The organism is Synechococcus sp. CCAP 1479/10 (assembly GCF_019038515.1).
GTDB lineage: Bacteria > Cyanobacteriota > Cyanobacteriia > PCC-6307 > Cyanobiaceae > Cyanobium.
The window spans coordinates 1-20,710 of record NZ_JAFKRJ010000001.1 but is presented as its reverse complement, the minus strand read 5'-3'; the positions used below and the strand labels follow the sequence as shown (position 1 = coordinate 20,710).

The 20,710-nt window shown below is 71.9% G+C and carries 24 protein-coding genes and 1 pseudogene; 12 read left to right on the top strand and 13 right to left on the bottom strand.

All coding sequences use genetic code 11. The features are described from left to right. Positions 1–102: 102 nt before the first annotated feature. Positions 103–1,299: a glycosyltransferase gene (locus KUG39_RS00125; protein WP_216918170.1), complete on the top strand. Its 1,197-nt coding sequence runs from the start codon at positions 103–105 to the stop codon at positions 1,297–1,299. Here the strand turns inward: KUG39_RS00125 and KUG39_RS00120 are convergent. Then, the gene (locus tag KUG39_RS00120) at positions 1,277–2,650 is read right to left on the bottom strand and encodes a glycosyltransferase family protein (protein ID WP_216911937.1); all 1,374 of its coding nucleotides are present in this window, start codon (positions 2,648–2,650) and stop codon (positions 1,277–1,279) included. The genes KUG39_RS00125 and KUG39_RS00120 overlap by 23 nt on opposite strands. Positions 2,651–2,876: 226 nt before the next feature. On the opposite strand from KUG39_RS00120, the gene KUG39_RS00115 reads away from it, so the two are divergent. The 3 genes from KUG39_RS00115 to KUG39_RS00105 are packed head-to-tail and all read left to right on the top strand — an operon-like array spanning position 2,877 to position 5,872. Continuing rightward, positions 2,877–3,641 (top strand): hypothetical protein, encoded by a 765-nt coding sequence (locus KUG39_RS00115; protein ID WP_216911935.1) that lies wholly within the window; start codon positions 2,877–2,879, stop codon positions 3,639–3,641. Between the two features lie 18 nt (positions 3,642–3,659). After that, positions 3,660–4,703 (top strand): glycosyltransferase family 2 protein, encoded by a 1,044-nt coding sequence (locus KUG39_RS00110; RefSeq protein ID WP_216911933.1) that lies wholly within the window; start codon positions 3,660–3,662, stop codon positions 4,701–4,703. Continuing rightward, a complete protein-coding gene (locus KUG39_RS00105; RefSeq protein WP_216911931.1) occupies positions 4,700–5,872 on the top strand; it encodes a glycosyltransferase family 9 protein in 1,173 nt (390 codons plus the stop codon). Before KUG39_RS00110 ends, KUG39_RS00105 begins: the two co-directional genes overlap by 4 nt. Before the next feature lie 32 nt (positions 5,873–5,904). On the opposite strand, the gene KUG39_RS00100 is transcribed toward KUG39_RS00105, so the two are convergent. Next, on the bottom strand, positions 5,905–6,129 hold the full coding sequence (locus KUG39_RS00100) for a hypothetical protein (protein ID WP_094583937.1): 225 nt from the start codon (positions 6,127–6,129) through the stop codon (positions 5,905–5,907). Positions 6,130–6,222: 93 nt separating this feature from the next. On the opposite strand from KUG39_RS00100, the gene KUG39_RS00095 reads away from it, so the two are divergent. Together KUG39_RS00095 and KUG39_RS00090 are read left to right on the top strand one after the other, a co-directional pair. Beyond that, positions 6,223–7,473 carry a 1-deoxy-D-xylulose-5-phosphate reductoisomerase gene (locus KUG39_RS00095; protein ID WP_216911973.1) on the top strand — a complete coding sequence of 417 codons (1,251 nt, stop codon included), beginning with the start codon at positions 6,223–6,225 and terminating at the stop codon, positions 7,471–7,473. Further along, entirely contained in the window at positions 7,470–7,820 is a 351-nt protein-coding gene (locus tag KUG39_RS00090) for a (2Fe-2S) ferredoxin domain-containing protein (RefSeq protein WP_216911929.1), read from the top strand. Before KUG39_RS00095 ends, KUG39_RS00090 begins: the two co-directional genes overlap by 4 nt. Here the strand turns inward: KUG39_RS00090 and KUG39_RS00085 are convergent. The 4 genes from KUG39_RS00085 to KUG39_RS00070 are packed head-to-tail and all read right to left on the bottom strand — an operon-like array spanning position 7,795 to position 11,717. Further along, positions 7,795–8,826 carry a YheT family hydrolase gene (locus KUG39_RS00085; RefSeq protein ID WP_216911927.1) on the bottom strand — a complete coding sequence of 344 codons (1,032 nt, stop codon included), beginning with the start codon at positions 8,824–8,826 and terminating at the stop codon, positions 7,795–7,797. The two genes, KUG39_RS00090 and KUG39_RS00085, sit on opposite strands and share 26 nt — an antisense overlap. Before the next feature lie 16 nt (positions 8,827–8,842). Then, the gene (locus KUG39_RS00080; RefSeq protein ID WP_198960033.1) at positions 8,843–10,273 is read right to left on the bottom strand and encodes an NAD(P)(+) transhydrogenase (Re/Si-specific) subunit beta; all 1,431 of its coding nucleotides are present in this window, start codon (positions 10,271–10,273) and stop codon (positions 8,843–8,845) included. Then, entirely contained in the window at positions 10,270–10,563 is a 294-nt protein-coding gene (locus tag KUG39_RS00075) for an NAD(P) transhydrogenase subunit alpha part 2 (protein WP_015108787.1), read from the bottom strand. Before KUG39_RS00075 ends, KUG39_RS00080 begins: the two co-directional genes overlap by 4 nt. Then, positions 10,560–11,717 carry an NAD(P) transhydrogenase subunit alpha gene (locus KUG39_RS00070; RefSeq protein ID WP_199297209.1) on the bottom strand — a complete coding sequence of 386 codons (1,158 nt, stop codon included), beginning with the start codon at positions 11,715–11,717 and terminating at the stop codon, positions 10,560–10,562. The genes KUG39_RS00075 and KUG39_RS00070 overlap by 4 nt, the downstream gene beginning before the upstream one ends. Positions 11,718–11,833: 116 nt before the next feature. On the opposite strand from KUG39_RS00070, the gene KUG39_RS00065 reads away from it, so the two are divergent. Both KUG39_RS00065 and KUG39_RS00060 read left to right on the top strand, forming a co-directional pair. Further along, positions 11,834–13,315: a DEAD/DEAH box helicase gene (locus tag KUG39_RS00065; protein ID WP_198960032.1), complete on the top strand. Its 1,482-nt coding sequence runs from the start codon at positions 11,834–11,836 to the stop codon at positions 13,313–13,315. 139 nt (positions 13,316–13,454) lie between these two features. Continuing rightward, positions 13,455–13,745, top strand: coding sequence for a DUF8673 family protein (locus KUG39_RS00060; RefSeq protein WP_094583933.1), 291 nt, complete (start codon positions 13,455–13,457; stop codon positions 13,743–13,745). Between the two features lie 63 nt (positions 13,746–13,808). On the opposite strand, the gene infA is transcribed toward KUG39_RS00060, so the two are convergent. After that, positions 13,809–14,078 carry a translation initiation factor IF-1 gene (gene infA, locus KUG39_RS00055; RefSeq protein WP_015108791.1) on the bottom strand — a complete coding sequence of 90 codons (270 nt, stop codon included), beginning with the start codon at positions 14,076–14,078 and terminating at the stop codon, positions 13,809–13,811. Positions 14,079–14,335: 257 nt separating this feature from the next. On the opposite strand from infA, the gene KUG39_RS00050 reads away from it, so the two are divergent. Then, positions 14,336–14,956 carry a pseudouridine synthase gene (locus KUG39_RS00050; protein ID WP_216911925.1) on the top strand — a complete coding sequence of 207 codons (621 nt, stop codon included), beginning with the start codon at positions 14,336–14,338 and terminating at the stop codon, positions 14,954–14,956. Here the strand turns inward: KUG39_RS00050 and KUG39_RS00045 are convergent. The 4 genes from KUG39_RS00045 to KUG39_RS00030 form a co-directional block, all read right to left on the bottom strand. Then, positions 14,925–15,143: a DUF8669 family protein gene (locus KUG39_RS00045; protein WP_094583931.1), complete on the bottom strand. Its 219-nt coding sequence runs from the start codon at positions 15,141–15,143 to the stop codon at positions 14,925–14,927. The genes KUG39_RS00050 and KUG39_RS00045 overlap by 32 nt on opposite strands. Before the next feature lie 51 nt (positions 15,144–15,194). Further along, on the bottom strand, positions 15,195–16,157 hold the full coding sequence (locus KUG39_RS00040) for an NAD(P)H-binding protein (RefSeq protein WP_190612155.1): 963 nt from the start codon (positions 16,155–16,157) through the stop codon (positions 15,195–15,197). Between the two features lie 64 nt (positions 16,158–16,221). Then, positions 16,222–16,320, bottom strand: coding sequence for a cytochrome b6-f complex subunit PetM (gene petM / locus KUG39_RS00035; RefSeq protein ID WP_015108796.1), 99 nt, complete (start codon positions 16,318–16,320; stop codon positions 16,222–16,224). Positions 16,321–16,346: 26 nt separating this feature from the next. Continuing rightward, complete coding sequence (locus KUG39_RS00030; protein WP_353617290.1) at positions 16,347–17,513, bottom strand: N2,N2-dimethylguanosine tRNA methyltransferase; 1,167 nt, start codon at positions 17,511–17,513, stop codon at positions 16,347–16,349. Between the two features lie 25 nt (positions 17,514–17,538). Here KUG39_RS00030 and KUG39_RS00025 point away from each other — a divergent pair, with 25 nt between their 5' ends. After that, positions 17,539–18,498 carry an alpha/beta fold hydrolase gene (locus tag KUG39_RS00025; RefSeq protein WP_190612156.1) on the top strand — a complete coding sequence of 320 codons (960 nt, stop codon included), beginning with the start codon at positions 17,539–17,541 and terminating at the stop codon, positions 18,496–18,498. A gap of 88 nt (positions 18,499–18,586) precedes the next feature. After that, on the top strand, positions 18,587–19,117 hold the full coding sequence (ilvN, locus tag KUG39_RS00020) for an acetolactate synthase small subunit (RefSeq protein ID WP_094583928.1): 531 nt from the start codon (positions 18,587–18,589) through the stop codon (positions 19,115–19,117). Positions 19,118–19,145: 28 nt separating this feature from the next. Here ilvN and KUG39_RS00015 read toward each other — a convergent pair whose 3' ends face one another. Beyond that, positions 19,146–19,877, bottom strand: coding sequence for a peptidylprolyl isomerase (locus KUG39_RS00015; protein ID WP_216911924.1), 732 nt, complete (start codon positions 19,875–19,877; stop codon positions 19,146–19,148). Positions 19,878–19,879: 2 nt separating this feature from the next. Further along, entirely contained in the window at positions 19,880–20,446 is a 567-nt protein-coding gene (locus KUG39_RS00010) for a photosystem I assembly protein Ycf4 (protein ID WP_094583926.1), read from the bottom strand. Between the two features lie 153 nt (positions 20,447–20,599). On the opposite strand from KUG39_RS00010, the pseudogene KUG39_RS00005 reads away from it, so the two are divergent. Then, positions 20,600–20,710, top strand: a pseudogene (locus KUG39_RS00005) (photosystem II D2 protein (photosystem q(a) protein)); the annotation flags it as partial.

Here is a 20,710-nt window from a genome sequence, read left to right as displayed (position 1 = left end):
CCAACTCACCGTATCCCGGCGTCCGAACAGACGGCTCCAGAGCGACATGACGCAGGTCAGGTACTTGCAGCGGGATTGTAATAGCGTTGTCAGATGGAACTGTTGCTGATCCATCAGAACCATCCCGGCCAGTTTCGTGATCTGACACCCGCCCTCGAACGCCGCGGCCATCGCGTGCTCGGCCTGGGCGCCACACCCAGGGCCGGAGTCCCCCGGCTCCACTACGACTGGCAGGCGCCGGTGCTCCCCGCCGGGCTGGCCGACCCGCTGCTGGAGGCCAACCTGCGCCGGGCCGCCCGGGTCCAGGAGCGCTGCCTGCAGCTGCGGGAGCAGGGCTACCGCCCCGACGCCGTGATCGGCCACAGCGGCTGGGGGGAGCTGCTCTACCTGCGCGACATCTGGCCGGAGGCGGTGCTGATCGCCTACCCCGAGCTCTACGCCACCCCGCTGCTGCTCGGCTACGGCTTCGATGCCGACCTGGGCGAACCCTCCCACGCCCTGCGGGCCCAGTGGCGCCGGGGCAACCTGATGGGCCTGGCGGCGGTGGCCGACGCCGACGCCTGCGTCGTACCCACCCGCTTCGCCCGCGACACCTTCCCGCCGCACCTGCGCAGCCGCTTCCAGGTGCTGCACGAAGGCATCGCCCTGCCAGCCCCCGCCTCCGGCCCCATCAGCCTGCGGCTGGAGGGCGGCCCGACCCTGACCAAGGGGGATCCGGTGATCACCGTCGCCAGCCGCAACCTCGAGCCCCTGCGCGGCTTCCGCAGCGTCCTGCGGGCCCTTCCCGCCGTGCTCGCCGCCCGGCAGGACGCCCGGGCCGTGATCGTGGGAGGCACCGACAGCGGCTACGGGGCGCCCTCGTCCCATCCCGACGGCCACAAAGGGGAACTGCTGGCCCTGCTCGGCCACCAACTGCCCCTGGATCGGGTCCATTTCCTGCCGCCCCTGCCGCACCGCGAGCTGCTGGCCCTGTTCCATATCAGCGCCGCCCACGTCCACCTCACCTACCCCTACGCCCTCTCCTGGAGCGTGCTGGAGGCGATGGCCTGCGGCGCCCTGGTGGTGGGCTCCGACAACCCGCCGCTGGATGAGGTGATCCAGCACGGCCACAACGGGCTGCTGGTGCCCTTCAACGACCCCGACCGGCTGGCCGAGGTGTTGTTGGCGGTGCTCGCCGATCCGCCCGCCTTCGCGGCGATGGCCGAAGCCGGCCGCGCCACCGTCGCCGCCCGCTACGAGGTGAACCGGGCCGCCGAGGCCTTCGAGGCCCTGATCCTCAGCCTGCGGCTGCTGCCCTGAACGCCGCCGCTGCCTCGACCGCCGCCGCCTGCAGCACCGCCGCCACCACCGGGAGCCAGTCCCGATCCTCGCCCTGGCGGAACAGGCGCAGGCTCGGGTACCAGGGGCTGTCCTGGCGCTGCCGCAGCCAGCGGGGATCGGCGCTGAAGGGGAGCAGCACCCAGGCCGGATGGCCCATGGCACCGGCCAGGTGGGCCATGGCCGTGTCCACCGTGATCAGCAGATCGGTGCTGGCCAGCACCCCGGCCGTGGCCAGAAAGTCGCCGTCCGGGGGGATGGCATCGCCGAACAGGGGGGCCACGGGCTCCGCCATCTCCCGGTCTTCGCCCTGCTGCAGCAGCACCGGCTCCCACCCCTGGGCCACCAGCCCCTCCACCAGCCGCACCAGGGCGGCGGCCGGCAGGGTGCGCTTGCGGTACTCCCGCCGGGTGAAGCCGTCGGCGAGCTTGCGGCCGCTGGCCCAGGTGAGACCCACCCGTGGCGGCCGGCCCCAGCCGTCGGCGGGCTTGGCCGGGGCCAGCCCCCGCAGGTAAGTCCCCCGGCCATCCGGCCCCGGGGGCTGGGGACAGGGGGCACCGCCGAGGGCCGCCGGCAGCGACAGCAGGCTCACCAGGTCCCGGGCAGGGGCTGGCTCCAGCCCGTCGCCGCCCGTGCCAACCCCAAGCGAATCGTCGCCGCCCGGCTCTGGCCTGGCGCGCACCTCCGGCGGCTGGGGCAGCCAGGCCAGACCCCGGCGCAGCAGCGCCACCAGCGACGGTTCCACCTCCAGCACCACCGACTGGCCCCGGGCCGTCGCCTGCTCGAGCAGCGGGGGGATCCAGCGCAGGTACTGGAGGCCATCACCCAGGCCCTGCTCGGTGCGCACATGCAGCACCGGGGCGCTGGCCACCACCGCCGCCACGCCACCCTCCGGTCCGGGGCCCATGCCGGGCAGCTCGAAGCGGCGTTCCGCCAGGCCATAGGCCTCGTCGTAGGACTCCAGGCCGATCAGCAGGGTGGCATGGTTGCAGGCCAGGGCCGGGCCATCCCCCCGCTGGCGGCTGGCCCGGAAGGCCCGGTCAGCCGCCTCGAAGCGGTTCAGATCCCGCAGGCTGTTGCCCAGGCCCATGAAGGGGGCGGGGCTGTCCGGCAGCAGCAGGGACGCCCGCCGGTAGAGCTCCAGGGCCTCCTCCGGCTGATCCGAGAGCCAGAGGGCATTGGCGGCCCGCAGCAGCAGCGGAGCCGGCGCGTCAGCGGAGCCGACCAGCTCCTGATAGATGCAGGCGGCTTCACACCATTCCTGCCGGCGCTCCGCCGCCTCCGCTTCCTGAAGGACCTGATCCAGGTCGAAATCGCCGGGAAGGACTGACATGACAGGAATCCTGAACCTGCAACCAGGCTGCGGCAACAATGTATCTCCTGAAGGCCTTGGTGCAGACAGCATCGATGCAACAAAGTCAGAACAAAGTCGGCGTTAAGGTTTCAACCTTTCGTGGTGAATTGTTCAAGAAGTATGACGGAAAACGAAGCCTGGGATACACATAACCCCCAAACCAGCCCCCTAGGGTCTCGATCAAATAACCGGCATCTTTTGTCGAATGGCTTCCTCCGATACCCTTTCGATCTTCGTGCCAGACCCCGGCACGACGCTCACCCAGACCACCAGCAGCGGCGCCCGGGTCTTCACCAGTCAGACCGGTGACGTCACCAACTCGCGGGTCTTCCCCAACAAGGGCCGCAGCATTGAGGATGTCGGCATCAGGGAGTCCTCTTCCGGTGACACCCGCACCACGTTTTCAGGTGCTTCCAAGGACACTTCCTACCTCGGAAACGCCGATGACAACACCGTTATCTTCACTGGCGACGCCAGAAACACGTCCATCAGCACCGGCGCTGGTGACGACACCCTGATCGCCACCGACATCAACAGAGGCACCATCTCCCTGGGCAGTGGTGACAACACCGCCATCACCGGAGCCCTGAAGAACACCACCTTCACCGCCGGCAGCGGTGCCGACAGTTTCACCATCACCGACAGGGCCGATTCCGTCCGAATCAGTGCCGGTGCCGGCGACGACACCCTGATCTTCGGCGGCAGGGTCTCCGACTCCACTGTCCTGCTCGGCCAGGGCGCCGATGTGCTGGACTTCTCCGCCCGGGTGCAGAACACCTGGATCGATCTCGGCAACGATGCCAACGTCGATCAGGTCTCCTTCTTCAGCAAGGGGGACATCGGCAGCGGCACCCAGATCTTCGGGGCCGGCGATGGCGACCTGCTCATCATCGGCGGCGAAGAATACGTCTTCGATGACAGCCAGACGGCCTTCATCTCCACCAAGGGCGACTCCATCACCTTCGGCTGATGACCCCAGCAGCCACCCGTGGTCACCTTGGAACAGGCCCGATTCGCCCGTAACTACGTCACCTGCCTGGAGAAGGGGGACCTGGCCGCCGCCAGGTCCCTGCTCCTTCTCTGGAGCAAGACCTACTTCTCCGACCTGCCCGCCTGCCCCAGCCGCCGCGATCTCACCAATCCCGACCTCTGGGGCTGCCTGGCCCAGTACGCCTCCCTCAGCGGAGACCGTTCCCCCGTCGACGACTTCTGGCGGCGGCTGGATGGCGTCACCCCCCACACCACCGCGACGGGCGCCATCCCGCTGCTGGGGGTCCCGATCCTCAACCGCCCCGATCTGCTGCAGCGCCTGCTGGACAGCCTCGACCACCCCGTCGAGACCCTCGCCATCGTCGACAACAGCATCGGCTCCGGGCTGGCCGACAGCGACGCGCTGCAGCGGCTGCTGGCCCGGCTGGAGCGCCAGCCCCCCGCCGGCGTCGCCCGGGTGCGGGTGGCGCGGCCCTTCGTCAACCAGGGGGTCGCCTCCAGCTGGAACGCGATCCTCTCGTCCTTTCCCGAGGCCGGTTTCGCCCTGCTGGTCAACAACGACGTGGTCTTCGCCCCGGGCGTGCTGGCGGAAGTGGTTGGGCGCGTCGATCCCTCCCGTCCCCAGTTCCTGCCGCTGCTGCCGGCCCCCCAGGAGTTCTCCGCCTTCGCCCTCACCCCGTCCGCCTGGAATCGGGTGGGCCTGTTCGATGCCAACTTCCACCCGGCCTACTGCGAAGACCTCGACTACGCCGAGCGCCTGCGCGGCTGCCCCACCATCGAGTGGATCGCCCCGGAGGCCCTGCAGCGGCGGCAGCAGCAGGCCAACCCCGTCGCCAGCGCCACCATCGCCAGCGACGCCCGGCTGAAGGCCTGCAATCGCACCACCTTCCTGCTCAACAGCCTCTGGCTCCACAGCCGGCGACGTCTCGACCAGCCCCACCGCGGCACCTGGATGCGCCGCTGGCTGAGCCAGTGGGACCTCGAAGCGGCCCCTGCGCCGGCCCCTGAACCCGTCGGTCCTGTCGGCGCGGGGCGGCCGTGAACACCCTGCCCCGCCTGATGCGCCGCTTCCGGGACGAGGATCTCGGCCCACGGCCCCGGATCGTGGTGCTCGGCGCCGCCAAGCTGGGCAACTATGTGGTGCTCCAGCCGCTGCTGCGGGGGCTGCGCCACAAGTATCCCGATGCCCTGATCACCTACGTGGGCAGCCAGCGCACCCGGGAGCTGGAGCGGCTCAATCCCTGGATCGACGCCAGCCTTCCCCTGGCGGAGCAGGGCCCGGCGGCCCTGCCGGCCCTGCGGCAGTGGCGCCGGACCCTCCCGGAGCAGGGACGGGGCGACGGGGTGGATCTGGTGATCAACGCCGACGGCCACGCCTCCCACAGCCCCGCCTGGGCCCAGGCCCTGGAGCCCCGTTTCGTGGTCGGAGCGGCGCCGATCCCCGACGGCGACCACCCCCTCCACGCCCTCGCCCTGGATCCCCACTGGGCCAGTCCCTCCCTGGTGGAGCGCTACCGCGGCTGGATCGGCAGCAACAGCATCCGCGAACTGCACTGCCGCATCGCCTGGGTCGACACGGCGTTCGAGCAGCTGGAGCTGCCCGCCGAGCCCGCTCCGCCAGGGCTGCCGCCGGTGCTGATCGCCGTGAACGGCGAGCGGCCCGCCAAGCTCTGGCCCCTGGAGCACTGGCTGGTCCTGCTCGAGCGCCTGCACCGGGAGATGGGCCTGCCGGCCGGATCAATCGGCCTGATCGGCGGCCCTCCCCCCGCCGAAGCGCGCCGGCCGGGCGACAGACTGGAGCGGGCCCTGCTGGCCCGCACCGGGGTGCGGGATCTGCGCGGACGCCTCAGCCTGCCGGCGCTGGTGGGCGCCCTGGCCCGTAGCCGGCTCTGCATCGCCGTGGATTCCGGCCCGCTGCACCTGGCCGCCGCCGCCGGCTGCCCCACGGTGGCCCTGTTCGGCACCGACGCCGACGGCATCGGCGCCAGCCCCAGGGATCTCTGGGCCCCCCGGGCCGACCACGTCTGGGTCAGCCGCAGCCGGCAGCGCTGCGGCGGCTGCCTCCAGGTGCGCTTCGAGAACCCCGCCTGCCCGCTGGAGCGGCACGCCTGCATGGACGGCCTGCCGCCCGATGCGGTGTGGCCCCTGGTGCAGCAGGCCTGGCAGCGGAACGGGACCCGGAACGGAGCCCCCTGCGGCACGCCCAGCTGATCACCGCCGGGACGCCCTGCACCCCTCGGCCGTCACTCAGGCTGCTTGCCCGCCATCAGGGTTTCGATCTTGCGGATCCGCTGCAGGGTGGTCTGCCACACCTCCAGCTGGAAGGCCCGCTCCCCGTCGCCCGCCGCCACCGCCCGGCGGCAGTCCTCCACGAGCGCCTCCAGGTCCTCACGGCGCTCGAAGGCCTCCCAGAGCTGGCGCTCGATCCGGGCCCGCTCGATGAAGTTCCAGCGCTGCAGCCACGACATGGGAAGGGATCGGTGTGGCCCCAGTTAAGCCAGCGAGGACGGCGGCCGGGGATGGGACACTGGGAGCCCACGAACCCGATGGGGGAGCCGCGCGTGAAGGCCATCAGCGTTCTGGGCTCCACCGGATCGATCGGCACCCAGACCCTGGAGATCGCCGAGGAGTTCCCCGACCGCTTCAAGGTGGTGGCCCTCACCGCCGGCAACAACCTGGATCTGCTGGTGGAGCAGATCCTGCGCCACGCGCCTGAGGTGGTGGCCCTGGCCGATGCCGGCCGGCTCGGCGAACTGGCCGGCCGCCTGGCGGACCTCGAACCGGCCCGGCGTCCCGCCCGTCTGCCCGAGCTGCTGGGGGGCTCCGACGGCCTCTGTGCCGCGGCGGCCTGGTCCAGCGCCGATCTGGTGGTCACCGGCATCGTTGGCTGCGCCGGCCTGCTGCCCACCCTGGCGGCGATCCGCGCCGGCAAGGACCTGGCCCTGGCCAACAAGGAAACCCTGATCGCCGCCGGCCCGGTGGTGCTGCCCGAACTGCAGCGCAGCGGCAGCCGGCTGCTGCCCGCCGACTCGGAGCATTCGGCCCTGTTCCAGTGCCTGCAGGGCACCCCCTGGGCGGACACCGCCCGCCTCTCCACCGGCGTGCCGACCCCGGGTCTGCGGCGGATCCAGCTCACCGCCTCCGGCGGCGCCTTCCGCGACTGGCCCGCCGCCGATCTGGCCAAGGCCACGGTGGCCGATGCCACCAGCCACCCCAACTGGAGCATGGGCCGCAAGATCACGGTGGATTCGGCCACCTTGATGAACAAGGGGCTGGAGGTGATCGAGGCCCACTACCTGTTCGGCCTCGACTACGACCACATCGAGATCGTCATCCACCCCCAGAGCATCATCCACTCGATGGTGGAGCTGGCCGATTCCTCGGTGCTGGCCCAGCTGGGCTGGCCCGACATGAAGCTGCCCCTGCTCTACTGCCTCAGCTGGCCGGAACGGCTGGAAACCCCCTGGCGGCGGCTCGATCTCACCGCCGTGGGCCAGCTCACCTTCCGCGCCCCCGACCGGGAGAAATACCCCTGCATGGCGCTGGCCTACGCCGCCGGCCGGGCCGGAGGCACCATGCCGGCGGTGCTCAACGCCGCCAACGAGCAGGCGGTGGCCCTGTTCCTGGAGGAGGCGATCCCCTTCCTGGCCATCCCCGAGCTGATCGAGCGGGTCTGCGACCGCCACCGCGCCGATCACCACGGCACCCCCAGCCTCGACGACGTGCTGGCGGTGGACGGCTGGGCCCGCCAGGCCACCCGCGAAGCCGCCGCCGCGCTCCGCAGCCATCCGGCGCCGGCCCTGCCGGCGTGAGCGGGGTCCAGCACCACCTGCTGCTCTGCGCCACCCCCACCAAGGCGCTCTGCGGCGATCCGGCCGTCGGTGCGGCCAGCTGGAACCGCCTCAAGCAGCTGGTGCGGGACCTGGGCCTGGAGGACCCCGGCCGTCCCCATGGGGTGGTGCTGCGCACCAAGGCCGACTGCCTGCGCGTCTGTTGCGAGGGCCCGGTGCTGCTCATCTGGCCGGAAGGCCTCACCTACGGGGGTGTCACCCCCGAGCGGATCGAGCGCATCGTCCACGAGCACGTCATCGGCGGGGTGCCGATCGAGGAGTGGATCGTGCGGCGCACACCCTTCAGCCGTCCGCTTCCGCCTGACTGAGGCGCTTCAGCCAGCTCACCGCCAGGCGATCGGCCCAGCAGGCCAATCCGTCGCCGGGGGCATGGAAGCCGTTGTGGCCGCCATGGGGCGTGATCACCACCGTGGGAACCGGTGCTGCGCCGGCGCCGGCGCGGCCGGACAGCGCGGCCGCCAGCTGGCGCAGCGGACTGGCCGGCACCCAGGGGTCGTCGCCGGCATGGAGCAGCAGGGTGGGGGGCAGGGACCGGCCCGCGATCAGGGGCGCCAGGGGACTGGCGGCGTCGTAGTAGGCGGCCACCGAGCCGAAACCCCAGCGCGGGGCGGTGATGGCCGCATCGAAGGCCCGGATCGTGCGGGCCCGGCCGGGTCCCGCCAGCGCTCGGCGTTCAGCCTCCTGCAGCCCGCCCGGGTCGGCCAGGGTCTGCTCCCGCAGGCGCTGCATCAGCCAGCGCTGGTACACCCTGTTGCGGCGGCGCTCGAACTGGACGGCGCAGACATGGAGCTCCAGCGGGCTGCTGACACAGACCAGGCCATCGAAGGCCAGCCCGGCCAGGCTGCCGTTGAGCAGCACCGTGCCGCCCAGGGAGATGCCGGCGCCGAACAGGGGCCGGCCGGCGGCGAGCTGCCGGGCCAGGGCCACGGCGGGGCGCAGATCCTCGTTGCAGCAGGCGCAGTAGGTGCCCCGGGCGAGCGGCCGGCCCCGCCCGGCCCCCCGCAGGTTGAGCCGCAGCACGGCGAACCCCTCGGCCACCAGGGCCAGGGCCAGCCGGCGGGGGCCGGGGCCGTCACTGGAGCCCCCCAGCCCGTGCATCACCAGCACCAGGGCGGCCGGCGCGGCGCCGGAGGGGCGGTCCAGCAGCCCCAGCAGCTGGCCGCCATCGGCCAGGGGGATGGTCAGCGGTTCGGCCCGATCGGGGGGGAAGCGCAGGGGACGCAGGGTGTCCCGCAGGGTCTGCAGATCCCCCCCGATCCAGGGGGAGCGCTGGCGGAAGGGGCTCAGGCCGAGGTGGTCGGGGAGCTGGGACACGACCGGGGCCCCACCCTCAGGCCGCCACCTTCACCTTGCCCACGCCCATGGAGCGGAGCTCGCTGAGCAGGCCGTTGAGCACCGCCTTGGCATCCCCGAACACCATGGCGGTCTGGGGCATCTCGAACAGGGCGTTGTTGATGCCCGCATAGCCCGCACCGAGGCTGCGCTTGACCACGAACACCTGGCGGGCCTGGTCCACCTCCAGCACGGGCATGCCGTACAGGGGGCTGGTGGGGTCGTTCTTGGCCTGGGGATTCACCACGTCGTTGGCCCCCAGCACGATCACCACGTCGGTGCGCGGGAACTCGGGGTTGACCAGATCCATCTCCAGCAGCTGCTCGTAGGGCACGTCGGCCTCTGCCAGCAGCACGTTCATGTGGCCGGGCATGCGTCCCGCCACCGGATGGATGGCGTAGCTCACCTCCACCCCATGGCTCTCGAGCAGCTTGGCCAGCTCCCGCAGGGAATGCTGGGCCTGGGCGACGGCCAGGCCGTAGCCAGGCACGAACACCACCCGCTCGGCCTGCTCCAGGGCCATGGCGCATTCCTCGGCGCTGCAGCTGGTGATGCGGGTGTAGCCCGCCTCGCTGCCGCCGCCGCCCACGGCCCCGGCGCTGGCCCCGAGGGCACCGCCGAAGAGCACCGACACCAGGGAGCGGTTCATGGCGGTGCACATCACCTGGGTGAGGATCAGGCCCGCCGCCCCGACCATGGCGCCGGCCACGATCAGCAGCTGGCTGCCCACCACGAAGCCGGCCGCCGCCGCCGCCACCCCGGAATAGGAGTTGAGCAGGGAGATGACCACCGGCATGTCGGCCCCGCCGATGGGCAGGGTGACGCCGATGCCCAGCAGGGTGGAACCGCCGATCAGCAGCCACAGGGGCAGGCCGCCGGGATCGCCGGGCAGCAGCAGGGCCGACACCAGGCAGAGCACCGCCAGGGAGATGTTGACGCCGTGGCGCAGGCGGCTCTGGGTCCAGCCGGGGGTGTCCAGCCAGCCCTGGAGCTTGGCCATGGCCACGATCGAGCCGCTGAAGGTGATGGCACCGACGAACACGGACACGGCGATCGACACCAGGGCGACGATGTCGGCGTCACCGGTGTCGAAGATGGCCACCCCCATGGCCACCAGCAGGGAGGCCATGCCGCCGCAGCCGTTGAACAGGGCCACCGTTTCCGGCATGGCGGTCATCGGCACCCGGCGGGCGGTGAACAGGCCGGCCAGGCCTCCGGCGGCACTGCCGGCGGCGATCCAGAGCCAGGCGATCGGATCGGGGCGGATCTGGATCAGCAGGCCGACCACGGCCAGCCCCATGGCCAGGGCGGCCAGGCCGTTGGCCCCGCGCGCCGAGCTCACCTTCGAGAGACCCTTGATGCCGAGGGCGAGCAGGAGAACGGCCGCCAGATCGATGCCGGCGGCGAAAGCATCCATGGAGAAAGTCATCGGCTGTCGCCCTTGCGGCGGAACATGGCGAGCATGCGATCGGTGACGAGGAAGCCGCCGATCACGTTGTAGAGGGCGAAGCCAAGGGAGAGGGCTCCGATCACCAGCAGGGCCGTGTTGTCCCCGGCCTGCTGGATGAGGGTGAGGGAGGCCAGCACGGTGATGCCGCTGATGGCGTTGGCCCCCGACATCAGCGGGGTGTGCAGGGTGGGTGGCACCTTGCCGATCAGCTCCAGCCCCAGCAGGCTGCCCAGCAGGAGCACCCAGAGGGACTGCGTCAGAAGGCTCATGAACGGGCTCCGATGGGGGACAGGCCGGCGGGCTGGACGATGTCGTCCCGGCGGCAGACACCGGCGTGGGTGAAGAGGCAGCCGTCGAGGATCGGATCCTCCGGATCCAGCCGGAAGCCGTCCTCCCCGAGCACGTGCTCGATGAGGGCGGCGATGTTGCGGGCGTAGAGGGCGCTGGCGTGGTTGGGGACGGTGCTGGGCAGGCCGTCGGCCCCGATCAGCAGCACGCCCCGGCGCTCCACCGTGGCCCCTGGGATCGTGCCGAAGCAGTTACCGCCCTGGGCCACGGCCAGATCGACCACCACCGCGCCTGGCCGCATGCCGTCGAGCATCGCCTCGCTGATCAGGCGCGGCGCCGGCCGGCCGGGCACCAGGGCCGTGCAGATGACCATGTCGGCCAGGGCCAGCTGGTCGGCCAGCTGCTGGCGCTGAGCCGCCAGGAAGGCCTCGCTGGCCTGGCGGGCGTAGCCCCCCACCTCGGCCGGGGCCTCCTCCAGTTCGGGTGGGTCGATGAAGCGCCCGCCGAGGGATTCCACCTGCTCCTTCACCGCCGGCCGCACGTCCGAGACGTAGACCACGCCCCCTAAGCGGCGGGCGGTGGCCAGGGCCTGCAGGCCGGCGACGCCGGCCCCCAGGATCAGCACCCGGGAGGGCTGGATCGTGCCCGCCGCCGTCATCAGCATCGGCACGTAGCGATCGAGGGCCGCCGCCGCCAGCAGCACCGCCTTGTAGCCGGCGATGTTGGCCTGGGAGGAGAGCACATCCATCGACTGGGCCCGGGTGATCCGGGGCAGCAGCTCGAGGGCGATGGCGGAGGCCCGCCGGTCGTTGAGGGTGTCGACCAGGGCCGTGGCGCCGTAGGGGGCCAGCAGCCCCACCAGCAGGGCCCCGGCCTGGAGGCGGGCCAGCGCCTCCGGACGCGGGGGCTGGACACAGAGCACGGCGTCGGCCATCTCCCAGTCCCTGGCCTCCCCGTCCCACAGGTCGGCACCCACGGCGGCGTAGTCGGCGTCGAGGAAGCCGGCCGCCTGGCCCGCCCCCCGCTCCACCTGCAGGGTCGCCCCCTTGGCCACCAGCCGCCTGACCGTTTCGGGGGTCGCGGCGACCCTCCGCTCACCGGGAGCCGTCTCCCTGGGAATAAGCAATTTGACCAACGCGAGGCCACCCACAGTTCTTCCGCGATAGACAGACCCGCCGCTGACGGCAAGCAACCGTCAGCCAATGTGCGGACACGCCCACCCGGCCCTGGACGGCCCAGCAGAATCGATGGATGGCGCCACCGTCCTTCGATCTGGGTCTGCGCCGCCAGGCCGGGGCTCCCGGCACCTCGCCGGCGGCCGGCGGCCCCGAACCGCGGGCCTGGCAGCGGCGCCTGATCCAGCTGCTCCGGGCCCGGCTGGTGGCGGCGAGCCCCGGCGGCCAGGACGTGCTGCTCCACGCCGGTCCCGGTGCCGGCAAGACCCTGGGGGCCCTGCTCGCCTTCCGGCAGCTGCAGCGGGAAGGGCGGCTGGAGCGGTTCGTGGTCTTCTGCCACCGCAGCGCCATCGGCCGCCAGTGGGTCAACGCCGCCGCCCGCCTCGGCCTGGACCTGCGGGAATGGGACGCCCCGGGGGGAGCCCCGCCGTCACCCGCCGGCCAGGGCCTGCTGCTCAGCTACCAGGCGGCGGCCCTGCACCGCCTGCGCCTGGAGCAGGAGCTGGGCGGCCTGCTGGCGGGCCGGCCCTGGCTGGCGATCGCCGACGAGGTGCATCACCTGGGCGTCGATCCCCTGGAACCGGAGGCCACGGCCTGGGGCCATGCCTTCGGCAGCCTCAGCGGCGGCGCCCGGCTGCGGCTGGGGCTGACCGGCACCCCCTTCCGCGCTGACAACCTGGGCTTCTGTGCCGCCCGCCGGATCCGGATGCACGACCAGGACGGGCCGGCCGAGCGGATCATCCCGGACCTCTGCGTCGAGCCCCGGGCCCTGATCGCCGCCGGTGACGTGCGACCCCTGGAATTCCGCTTCCAGGACGGCTGGGTGGAACACGGGCGTCCGGAGGATGGCCGCGAGCGCGAGACCTCCCCCCTGTCGGCGGAGCAGCGGGAGAGCTGGCGGGCCCGCAACCTGCGTCGGGCCATCCGGCCGGGGGATCGGGGCGGGATCGCCCTGCGGCTGCTGCTCCAGGCCCGCCGCCGCCTGGAGCGGGTGCGGCTGGAGCATCCGGGGGCGGGCGGGCTGGTGGTGGCCCGCGACATCGGCCACGCCGGCGCCATCGCCGACCTGCTGGCCCAGGAGGGGGACCGGGTGCACCTGGTGCACTCCCAGGATCCGGAGGCCGCCCGCCACCTGGCGGCCTTCCAGGCCGGAGACGCCGACTGGCTGGTGAGCATCGACATGTGCGCCGAAGGCTTCGACGCGCCGCGGCTGCGGGTGGTGGCCTACCTCACCACCGTGGTCACCCGCAGCCGCTTCGTGCAGGCGATCACCAGGGCCGTGCGCATGGACGGGGATCGCTCCGGTCAGGAATCCATCCCACGGCGACCGTCCTACGTGTTCGCACCGGCCGATCCGCTGCTGATCGGCTACGCCCGGGGCTGGACCGTGAGCGAGCCCTACGTGATCCGCCCGCGCCCGCCGGAGACGGCCGCCGCCGGGGGCAGCTCACCGGGCAGTGGCGAGCGCCTGCCCCTGCAGGCCCTGGCGGACGACGCCGGGCGGATGATCAGCGTGAGCGGCCCCGTGCTGCCGAACATCGGGCGCCGGTCAGCCTGAAGTCGCCCATCGGCTTAATTTTTGGCTTTGATTGGCTTGTTGCAGGCGCTTTTCCTGCAACGATGTGACAACCAACACCGTCGTTGCGCCCACCAGCCGCCAACGTGGGCACCACAGGACATCCACCGAGATCACCCCGATGGACAGGCCAAGAGACGACGCCAGCGATCACGACGGTTTTTCCGATACCCCCCTCGATGCGGCCGTGCATCGACGTGTGACCGTGGCCGTCTGCTGGGCCCTGGCCCGCAGGGCCGCCCTGGACGGCCGTGAGCTGTTCGAGGACAGCTACGCCATCAACGAGGAATTCCGTGAGTGGCTCCTCACCCTTGAGGACCACCCCGAACTGCTGCAGGCCAACGTGCTGATGGTGCCCAGGGACCTGCACCTGGATCGCCGACCGGAAACCGACGGACTGCTGGAGATCTGAGGTCTCCGGAGATTGAACGTCTCCGAAGTTCTGGGGGCGGGGATCTGGCTGGCCGGGCCGGGCTCAGCGGCGCCGGGGACCGCCCGGGCGGTTGCCGCCGGGCCGGGGGCCGGTGGCGCCGGCATTGCGTTCCCGGTAGGTGATGCGCCCCCGGGTCAGGTCGTAGGGGCTGATCTCGACCAGCACCTTGTCGCCGGCCAGAAGCTTGATGCGGAACTTGGTGAGCTTGCCCGCCGCCCGGCAGAGACACTGGTGACCGGCAGGCTGCTCAAGGGTGACGAGGTAGAACCCGTTGCCCTGCTCCTTTTCGATCACACCGGACGTTTCGATCATGCGGGAAGGCTGGCGTAAGGACAACAACAGTCCACCAGCTTAGGCGCCTAGCGTGACCTACCTCCCGGCGCCAGCCCCGACGCCGGGTCGCCCCCCCGCCACACGCAGGCCGGGTGCGGAGCGATAGGGTCGGCCCGCCGCCCGCCTCCAGTCCCCATGATCCTTCCCCCCATCGCGATGGATCTGGGCCTGCTGCTGATCTCGATCGGCGTGGTCAACCTCTGGCGGGCCAGGGAAAGCTCCTGACTGCGGAGGCGGTGAGCACCACCCTGCTCTTCCACAAGCCCTACGGGGTGCTCAGCCAGTTCACGCCCGAACCCGGCAGCGCCTGGGGAAGTCTGGCGGACCACATCGATTGCCCCGGCGTCTACGCCGCCGGACGGCTGGATGCGGACAGCGAGGGACTGCTGGTACTCACCGACGATGGCCGTCTCCAGGCCAGGCTCACGGATCCGGCCTGGGGACACTGGCGCCGCTATCTGGTGCAGGTGGAGGGAATCATCACCGAAGCGGCCCTCGACAGCCTCCGCCGGGGGGTGATGGTGAAGGGACGCCGCACCCTGCCGGCCCGGGCCAGGGTGGTGGAGGACCCCACTCTGCCGGAGAGGGATCCGCCGATCCGGCACCGCCTGCGGGTGCCGACGGCCTGGCTGGAGGTGGAGCTGAGGGAGGGGCGCAACCGGCAGGTGCGGCGCATGACCGCGGCGGTGGGCCTGCCCACCCTGCGGCTGCTGCGCACGGCCATCGACCTGATGGATGGGGGCCCGCCGCTGGATCTTGCCGGGCTGGCCCCGGGCGCCTGGCGGGAGGTGAGCCCCGGGGAGCGGCAACGGCTGGGGGCGCTGCTCAGACCGTCAGGGCGTCCTTCAGCTCCCTGACGGTCTGCAGCTGGCCGTAGTAGTAGTTCGCCCGGGCACGGCGGTCGGGATCCTCGAGGGTGTCGAAGGCATCGAAGCCCAGGGAGGCCCAGAGCTCATGGCCGCAGGCGCGCGTCAGTTCGGCGATCGCCTCCTCCTCCAGGTTGGCCAGACGCCGCTGCAGGTTCTTGATCTGGGAAATCGCCATGGCCGCCGCCAAACGCTGCAATAGTACACACGAACTGGCGGGCCGGGCTGCTCAGAACGGCAGCTTCTTCTTGGCTTCCTTGTCGAGGTCCGACTCCATCTCCCGCAGGCGCCGCAGGATCGTGTCGTAGTACTCCTTCAGGTAGTCCTCCAGGCGGGTGGTCTCGGCCGCATCGAGGCCGAAGGCGGCATAGCTGGCCTCCATCGGCGCCGTGAGGGGCTCGCCTCCCCCCACCACCTCGGCGAAGGCGAGGCGCTCGGCCACGTTCAGGCTGGCTTCGAAGAATCCCGTGATCGCCTGCATCAGCTGCAGCAGCACCGGTGGCACCCGGAACACCCGGGCCTCGCGGCCGCTGTAGCGCTCGCAGAGCTGGGTGATCTCCCCGGTGGTCCAGGCCCGGGGACCGACGACGGGGAACGCCTGCCGGACCGTCTCCGGACGCTCCAGGGCGGCCACGGCGAAGCGCGCCACATCCTGGGTGTTCATGTAGGCGATCGGGGTCGGGGCCCCGCTCACCCAGACGGTCTGGCTCTCCAGCACCGGGATGGCGAACTGGCTGATCAGGCCCTGCATGAAGGCGACGCAGCGCAGGATCGTGTAGTCGAGGTCGGAGGCCTCGAGCCAGTCCTCCGTGCAGGCCTTGATGTCCATCAGCGGCACGCTGCGGTGGCGGGCCGCATCGAGCAGGGAGACGAACACCAGCCGGCGCAGACCGGCCCGGCCACAGGCCGCGAACAGGTTCTGCTTGCCGGCCCAGTCGATGTCGTAGGCGCTGCCGCCGTCGGTGGCCCGGGCCGTGGCGGCGTCGATCACCGCCTCCTGGCCCTCAAGGGCGTAATCGAGGCTGTCGGGCTCGAGCAGGTCACCACGGGTGAGGTCGCAGCCCCATTCCTGGAGAAAGGCGGCCTTGCGCGGCGATCGCACCACGCAGCGCACGACATGGCCCGCGTCAAGGGCGCGACGGGCGATCTGGCGACCGAGGGTTCCTGTTCCGCCGATGACAAGAACCTTCATGGACCCCAGCAAAGGAAGCGGGCTGAGCCTAGTGGTGCGTCCGGCGCCGGCGCGATCCGGGACTTCAGTCGTTCAGGAGCTTGAGCAGCAGGGCGCCGCCCGCCAGGCCGACGGGGATCAGCACCCAGAAGATGGCGGCGGTGCCGAAGATTTCAGAGGCCATGGCCCGGACAGGGGGGAACGGGGTACCTATCTAGCAGCCGTCGCGGCCACCAGGCCCCGGGCCGTGGCCACGATCACCGACCAGGGGGCCTCACTGCGCAGCTGGGCGGCCATCACGCCGCTGGCGGCGGTGGCGAACCCCTGCGCCGACAGGGCCGCCACCAGGTCGGCCAGCGGCGGGGGGCCCTGGCCCAGCCGGCGGGCAATGGCGTCCACGGGCCAGCAGCGGGGCGTGGAGGCCGGATCGGCCCGGAGCCGCTCCAGCAGCCGCCGGCCCGGGCGATCGAGGTGGGCACCGCCGGCCTCGGCCTCCTGGAGCATGGTCGTGAGCGTGGCGGGATCCTGGAGGGGGCCGATCCAGAGGGGGCCGCTCACCGCCAGGGGCGGGGCCTCACCGGATGGCGCCCCGGGGCAGTCACAGGGTCGCCACCGCCCCAGCCGTCCGAGGCTCTGCACCTGCTGGTCCCCGCAGCCGTGGCAGTGGGCCACCAGGCCCAGCTGCCCCTCCTCGCCGCGGGCGGGGTGGCGTTCCAGCCGCAGGGCGGTGCGGAAGGCCCGTCCTTCACTGAAGCTGAGCAGGGGGGTGATGCCGCGACCCATCGCCCAGGCGCTGCGGGCCAGCAGCCCCAGCTGCAGGCGCAGGGCGATCTCCCAGCTGGCGGGGTGGGCCCGGGCGGCGGCGCCGAAACGGCGCAGGGCGGCCTGGCGGTCATGGCCCGTGGCCGAGCGTCCATCGGTGCTGGCCAGGTAGAGCACCCCGCCGAAGGCCACCGCCTCGAGGGCCAGGGGAACCAGGGCTGCGGGACAGCCGAAGGCGTCCAGATCCACCAGCTCGAAGCGGCGCCCCTCGACCAGGCAGCCCGCCAGCAGCTGCTGGGCCGTGGCGGCACCCACCTGCTTTTCCACCGCCGCCGGCAGGCCGGCGAGATTCCGCTCCAGCAGCGGCAGCCGGTCGGGGTCGGCGTCGTTGGCCCACACCGCCGTGGCGCCCCCTTCGAGGCCATAGCGGAGGGCCCGGATGCCGCAGCCCGCCATGCCGTCGAGCACCCGCACGGGCCCGCCCGCCGCCCCGGCGGCCAGGCTCCGGACCAGCAGCACGCCGAAGTCCCTGGCCGGCCGGGAGGCGGGCCGGAAGAATCCGTCACCGGTCTCCAGCACGGCCGCCCCTTCGCAATAGTGATCAGGTCCGCTCACGTCCGGATCCTTGCCGCAGCCATCGGTGTCGTCCGCCGACCCCCAGCCTGCCTCCGGGGAGGGCCCGGCGCCGGAGGGGGCCGACTGGGGGGAGCACGCCCTCTGGACCTGGAAGGGCCACGGCTGCCACTGGCGCCGCCTTGGGGACAGCGGGCGGCCGGCCGTGGTGCTGCTGCACGGTTTCGGGGCCGGCAGCGGCCACTGGCGCCGCAATGCCGGTGCCCTGGCGGCGGCGGGGTGGTGCGTCTACGGGCTCGACCTGATCGGCTTCGGCGCCTCCAGCCAGCCGGGGACGCACCGCCATCAGGCCCTCGACAACCGCCTCTGGTCCCGCCAGGTGCAGGCGTTCCTGGCGGAGGTGGTCGGCGGGCCGGCGGTGCTGGTGGGCCACTCCCTCGGCGGCCTGGTGGCCCTCACCTGCAGCGTGTTCTCCCCCACCTGGGTGAGGGCCGTGGTGGCGGCCCCCCTCCCCGACCCCAGCCTGCTGATGGCCCAGCGGCGCCCGCCCCGGCGCCGGCCCTGGCGGCGGCGCCTGAAGCGGCGGGGGATCCAGCTGCTGCTGCGGCTGCTTCCCCTGGAGCTGGCGGTGCCCCTGCTGGCCCATTCCCCGTTGCTCGACCTGGGCATCCAGTCGGCCTACCACCACCCGGTGATCGGTGACCAGGAGCTGCGGCGGGTGATCGCCCGCCCCGCCAGGCGGCCCGGCGCGGTGCGGGCCCTGCGGGCGATGAGCATCGGCATGGCCCTGCGGCCGCATCGGGCCACGGCCGTCTCGCTGCTGCAGCGGCCGGGGCGGCCCACCCTGCTGATCTGGGGGGGCCAGGACCGGCTGGTGCCTGTGGAGGTGGCCCGGCAATGCCTCGGCCTGCGCAGCGACCTCGTCCTGCACGTGATCGCCCAGTGCGGCCACTGTCCCCACGACGAGACCCCCGACGCCTTCCACGGCGCGGTGCTGCCGTGGCTGGAACGCCTGGGGAACGGCTGACTCCAGGGCTCACCCCGGCGCGTAGCTTTGGGAGGACCATTCCGGTCGCCGTTCCGGTCCCCCGCAGCACTCCGCTCCCGACCCCGACATGAAGCACACCCTCTCGGTGCTGGTGGAAGACGAATCGGGGGCCCTCAGCCGCATCTCCGGTCTGTTCGCCCGGCGGGGCTTCAACATCGAGAGCCTGGCGGTGGGGCCGGCCGAGCACCGCGGCATGTCCCGGCTGACGATGGTGGTGGAAGGGGACGACCGCACCCTCGAGCAGATGACCAAGCAGCTCAACAAGCTGATCAACGTGCTCGGCGTTATTGACCTCTCCACCATTCCCGCCGTGGAGCGGGAGCTGATGCTGCTGAAGGTGGCGGCACCGGCCGAGAACCGCGGCGCCATCTTCGATCTGGTGCAGGTGTTCCGGGCCAAGGTGGTGGATGTGGCCGACGATGCCCTCACCCTCGAGGTGGTGGGGGATCCGGGCAAGCTGGTGGCTCTGGAGCGCCTGCTCGAGACCTACGGCATCCTCGAGATCGCCCGCACGGGCAAGGTGGCCCTGGAGCGGGCCTCGGGGGTGAACACCGAGCTGCTCAAGGCCACCGTCTCCGACAAGCGGGTCCCGGCCTGAGGGCAGGCCGGTTCCGCCGCAGGCGACCTCAGGGCTTCTTGTTCTGGACCAGGGTGCCGCCTTCGATCACCCGGGCCCTGATCAGCTTGTCCCCCTGCTGGATCCGGTCGATCACGTCCATCCCCTTGCTGACCCGGCCGAACACCGCGTAGCGGCCGTCCAGCTCGGGCAAGGCCTGCAGGGCCACGTAGAACTGGGCGCTGGCCGAGTTGGGATCGCTCGAGCGGGCCATGGCCACGGCGCCGCGCTCGTGGCTGAGGGCCAGCTGGCGGGTGACGGTCGGTGAGGTGATCTCCTCCCCGTAGCGGGGTTCCTGCTCGCCGTCGAGCTTGAGCTCCAGGGGAATGCGCCGGGACTCGCCACTGGCCGGGTCGACGAAGCCGCCCGAGCCGTAGTCGCTGGCGGGCACCTTGGGATCGGCGCTGCTGGGGTCACCGCCCTGGACCACGAACGGGACCGGCTCCTTCACCACCCGGTGGAAAACCGTGCCGTTGTAGACCCCCCGGCGGACGAGATCAACGAAGTTTCCGGCCGTGAGCGGGGCCGCCGCCCCATCGAGGGTCAGCTCCACCGGCCCCTTGCTGGTCTCCATCGCCACCACGGCCGTGCCCTTGAGGCAGGGGGTGGTGGCCGCTTCGCAGCCCATGGGTCGGTTGCCGGTGTCGGCGGCGCAGGCCGCCAGGCCGAGGGGCGTCAGGCCCAGCAGCACCAGAAGCAGCAGGCGCCAGCCGAGGCCGGCGGCTTTCGTGGCGGACCGCATCGTCAGATGCCCTCCAGGGGGACGCCCAGGAAACGGGCCAGGCGGGCACCGGCCAGCTCCAGATCCGCCAGGGGCATCGGCTCACCCACCCGGGTCAGGGGCATGTCCCTTCGGCCCTGCACCCGCAGGGCCAGGCGTCGCTGTGGGCTGAGGCCGTCCCGCACCTCCACCTTCACCGCCTGGATCTCCCGCAGGGGGATCACCACCTCGATCAGCTGGCGGAAGCCGCGGCGGCTGATGCGAGCCTCGCCGGCCTTCCGATCGAAACGGTTGAGGCCAGAGCCCACATCGATGCTGATCACGAGCCACAGGTAGGTGGCCAGCAGCAGCGCCGCCACGCCGTAGAGCCCCATCACCAGCCCCTGCGGCACCCAGACCAGGGCAGCGGGGTGGCCGATGGGCAGCAGGTCACGGCCGAACCGGCTGGAGGCGCTGGTGAGGACGAAGCCGATGCCACCGATGGTCACGGCCGCAGCCACCAGCAGGTTGGAGAGACGCCGGGAGCCGAGCACCGGCTGCTCCAGCACCTGCTCGTCGGCCGAAGGGGAAGCGACGCCGGGCGAAGCCATGCGGTCAGAGGGGGCGATGGGCCGCCATCCTGCCGCGAAGCGTGCCGGAGGCGTCAGTTTCAGCCCATGTCGCCCGGCGCGGGAGGCGGATCAACGTTGTTACCATCCCCCGGTAACCCACAGCCCTGCGGGTCATCCGCACCGCTTTCACCCATGACGATCGCCCTAGGGCGTGCACCGGCCACGCGTGGATGGTTCGACGTCCTCGACGACTGGCTCAAGCGCGACCGCTTCGTTTTCGTGGGGTGGTCCGGTCTGCTGCTG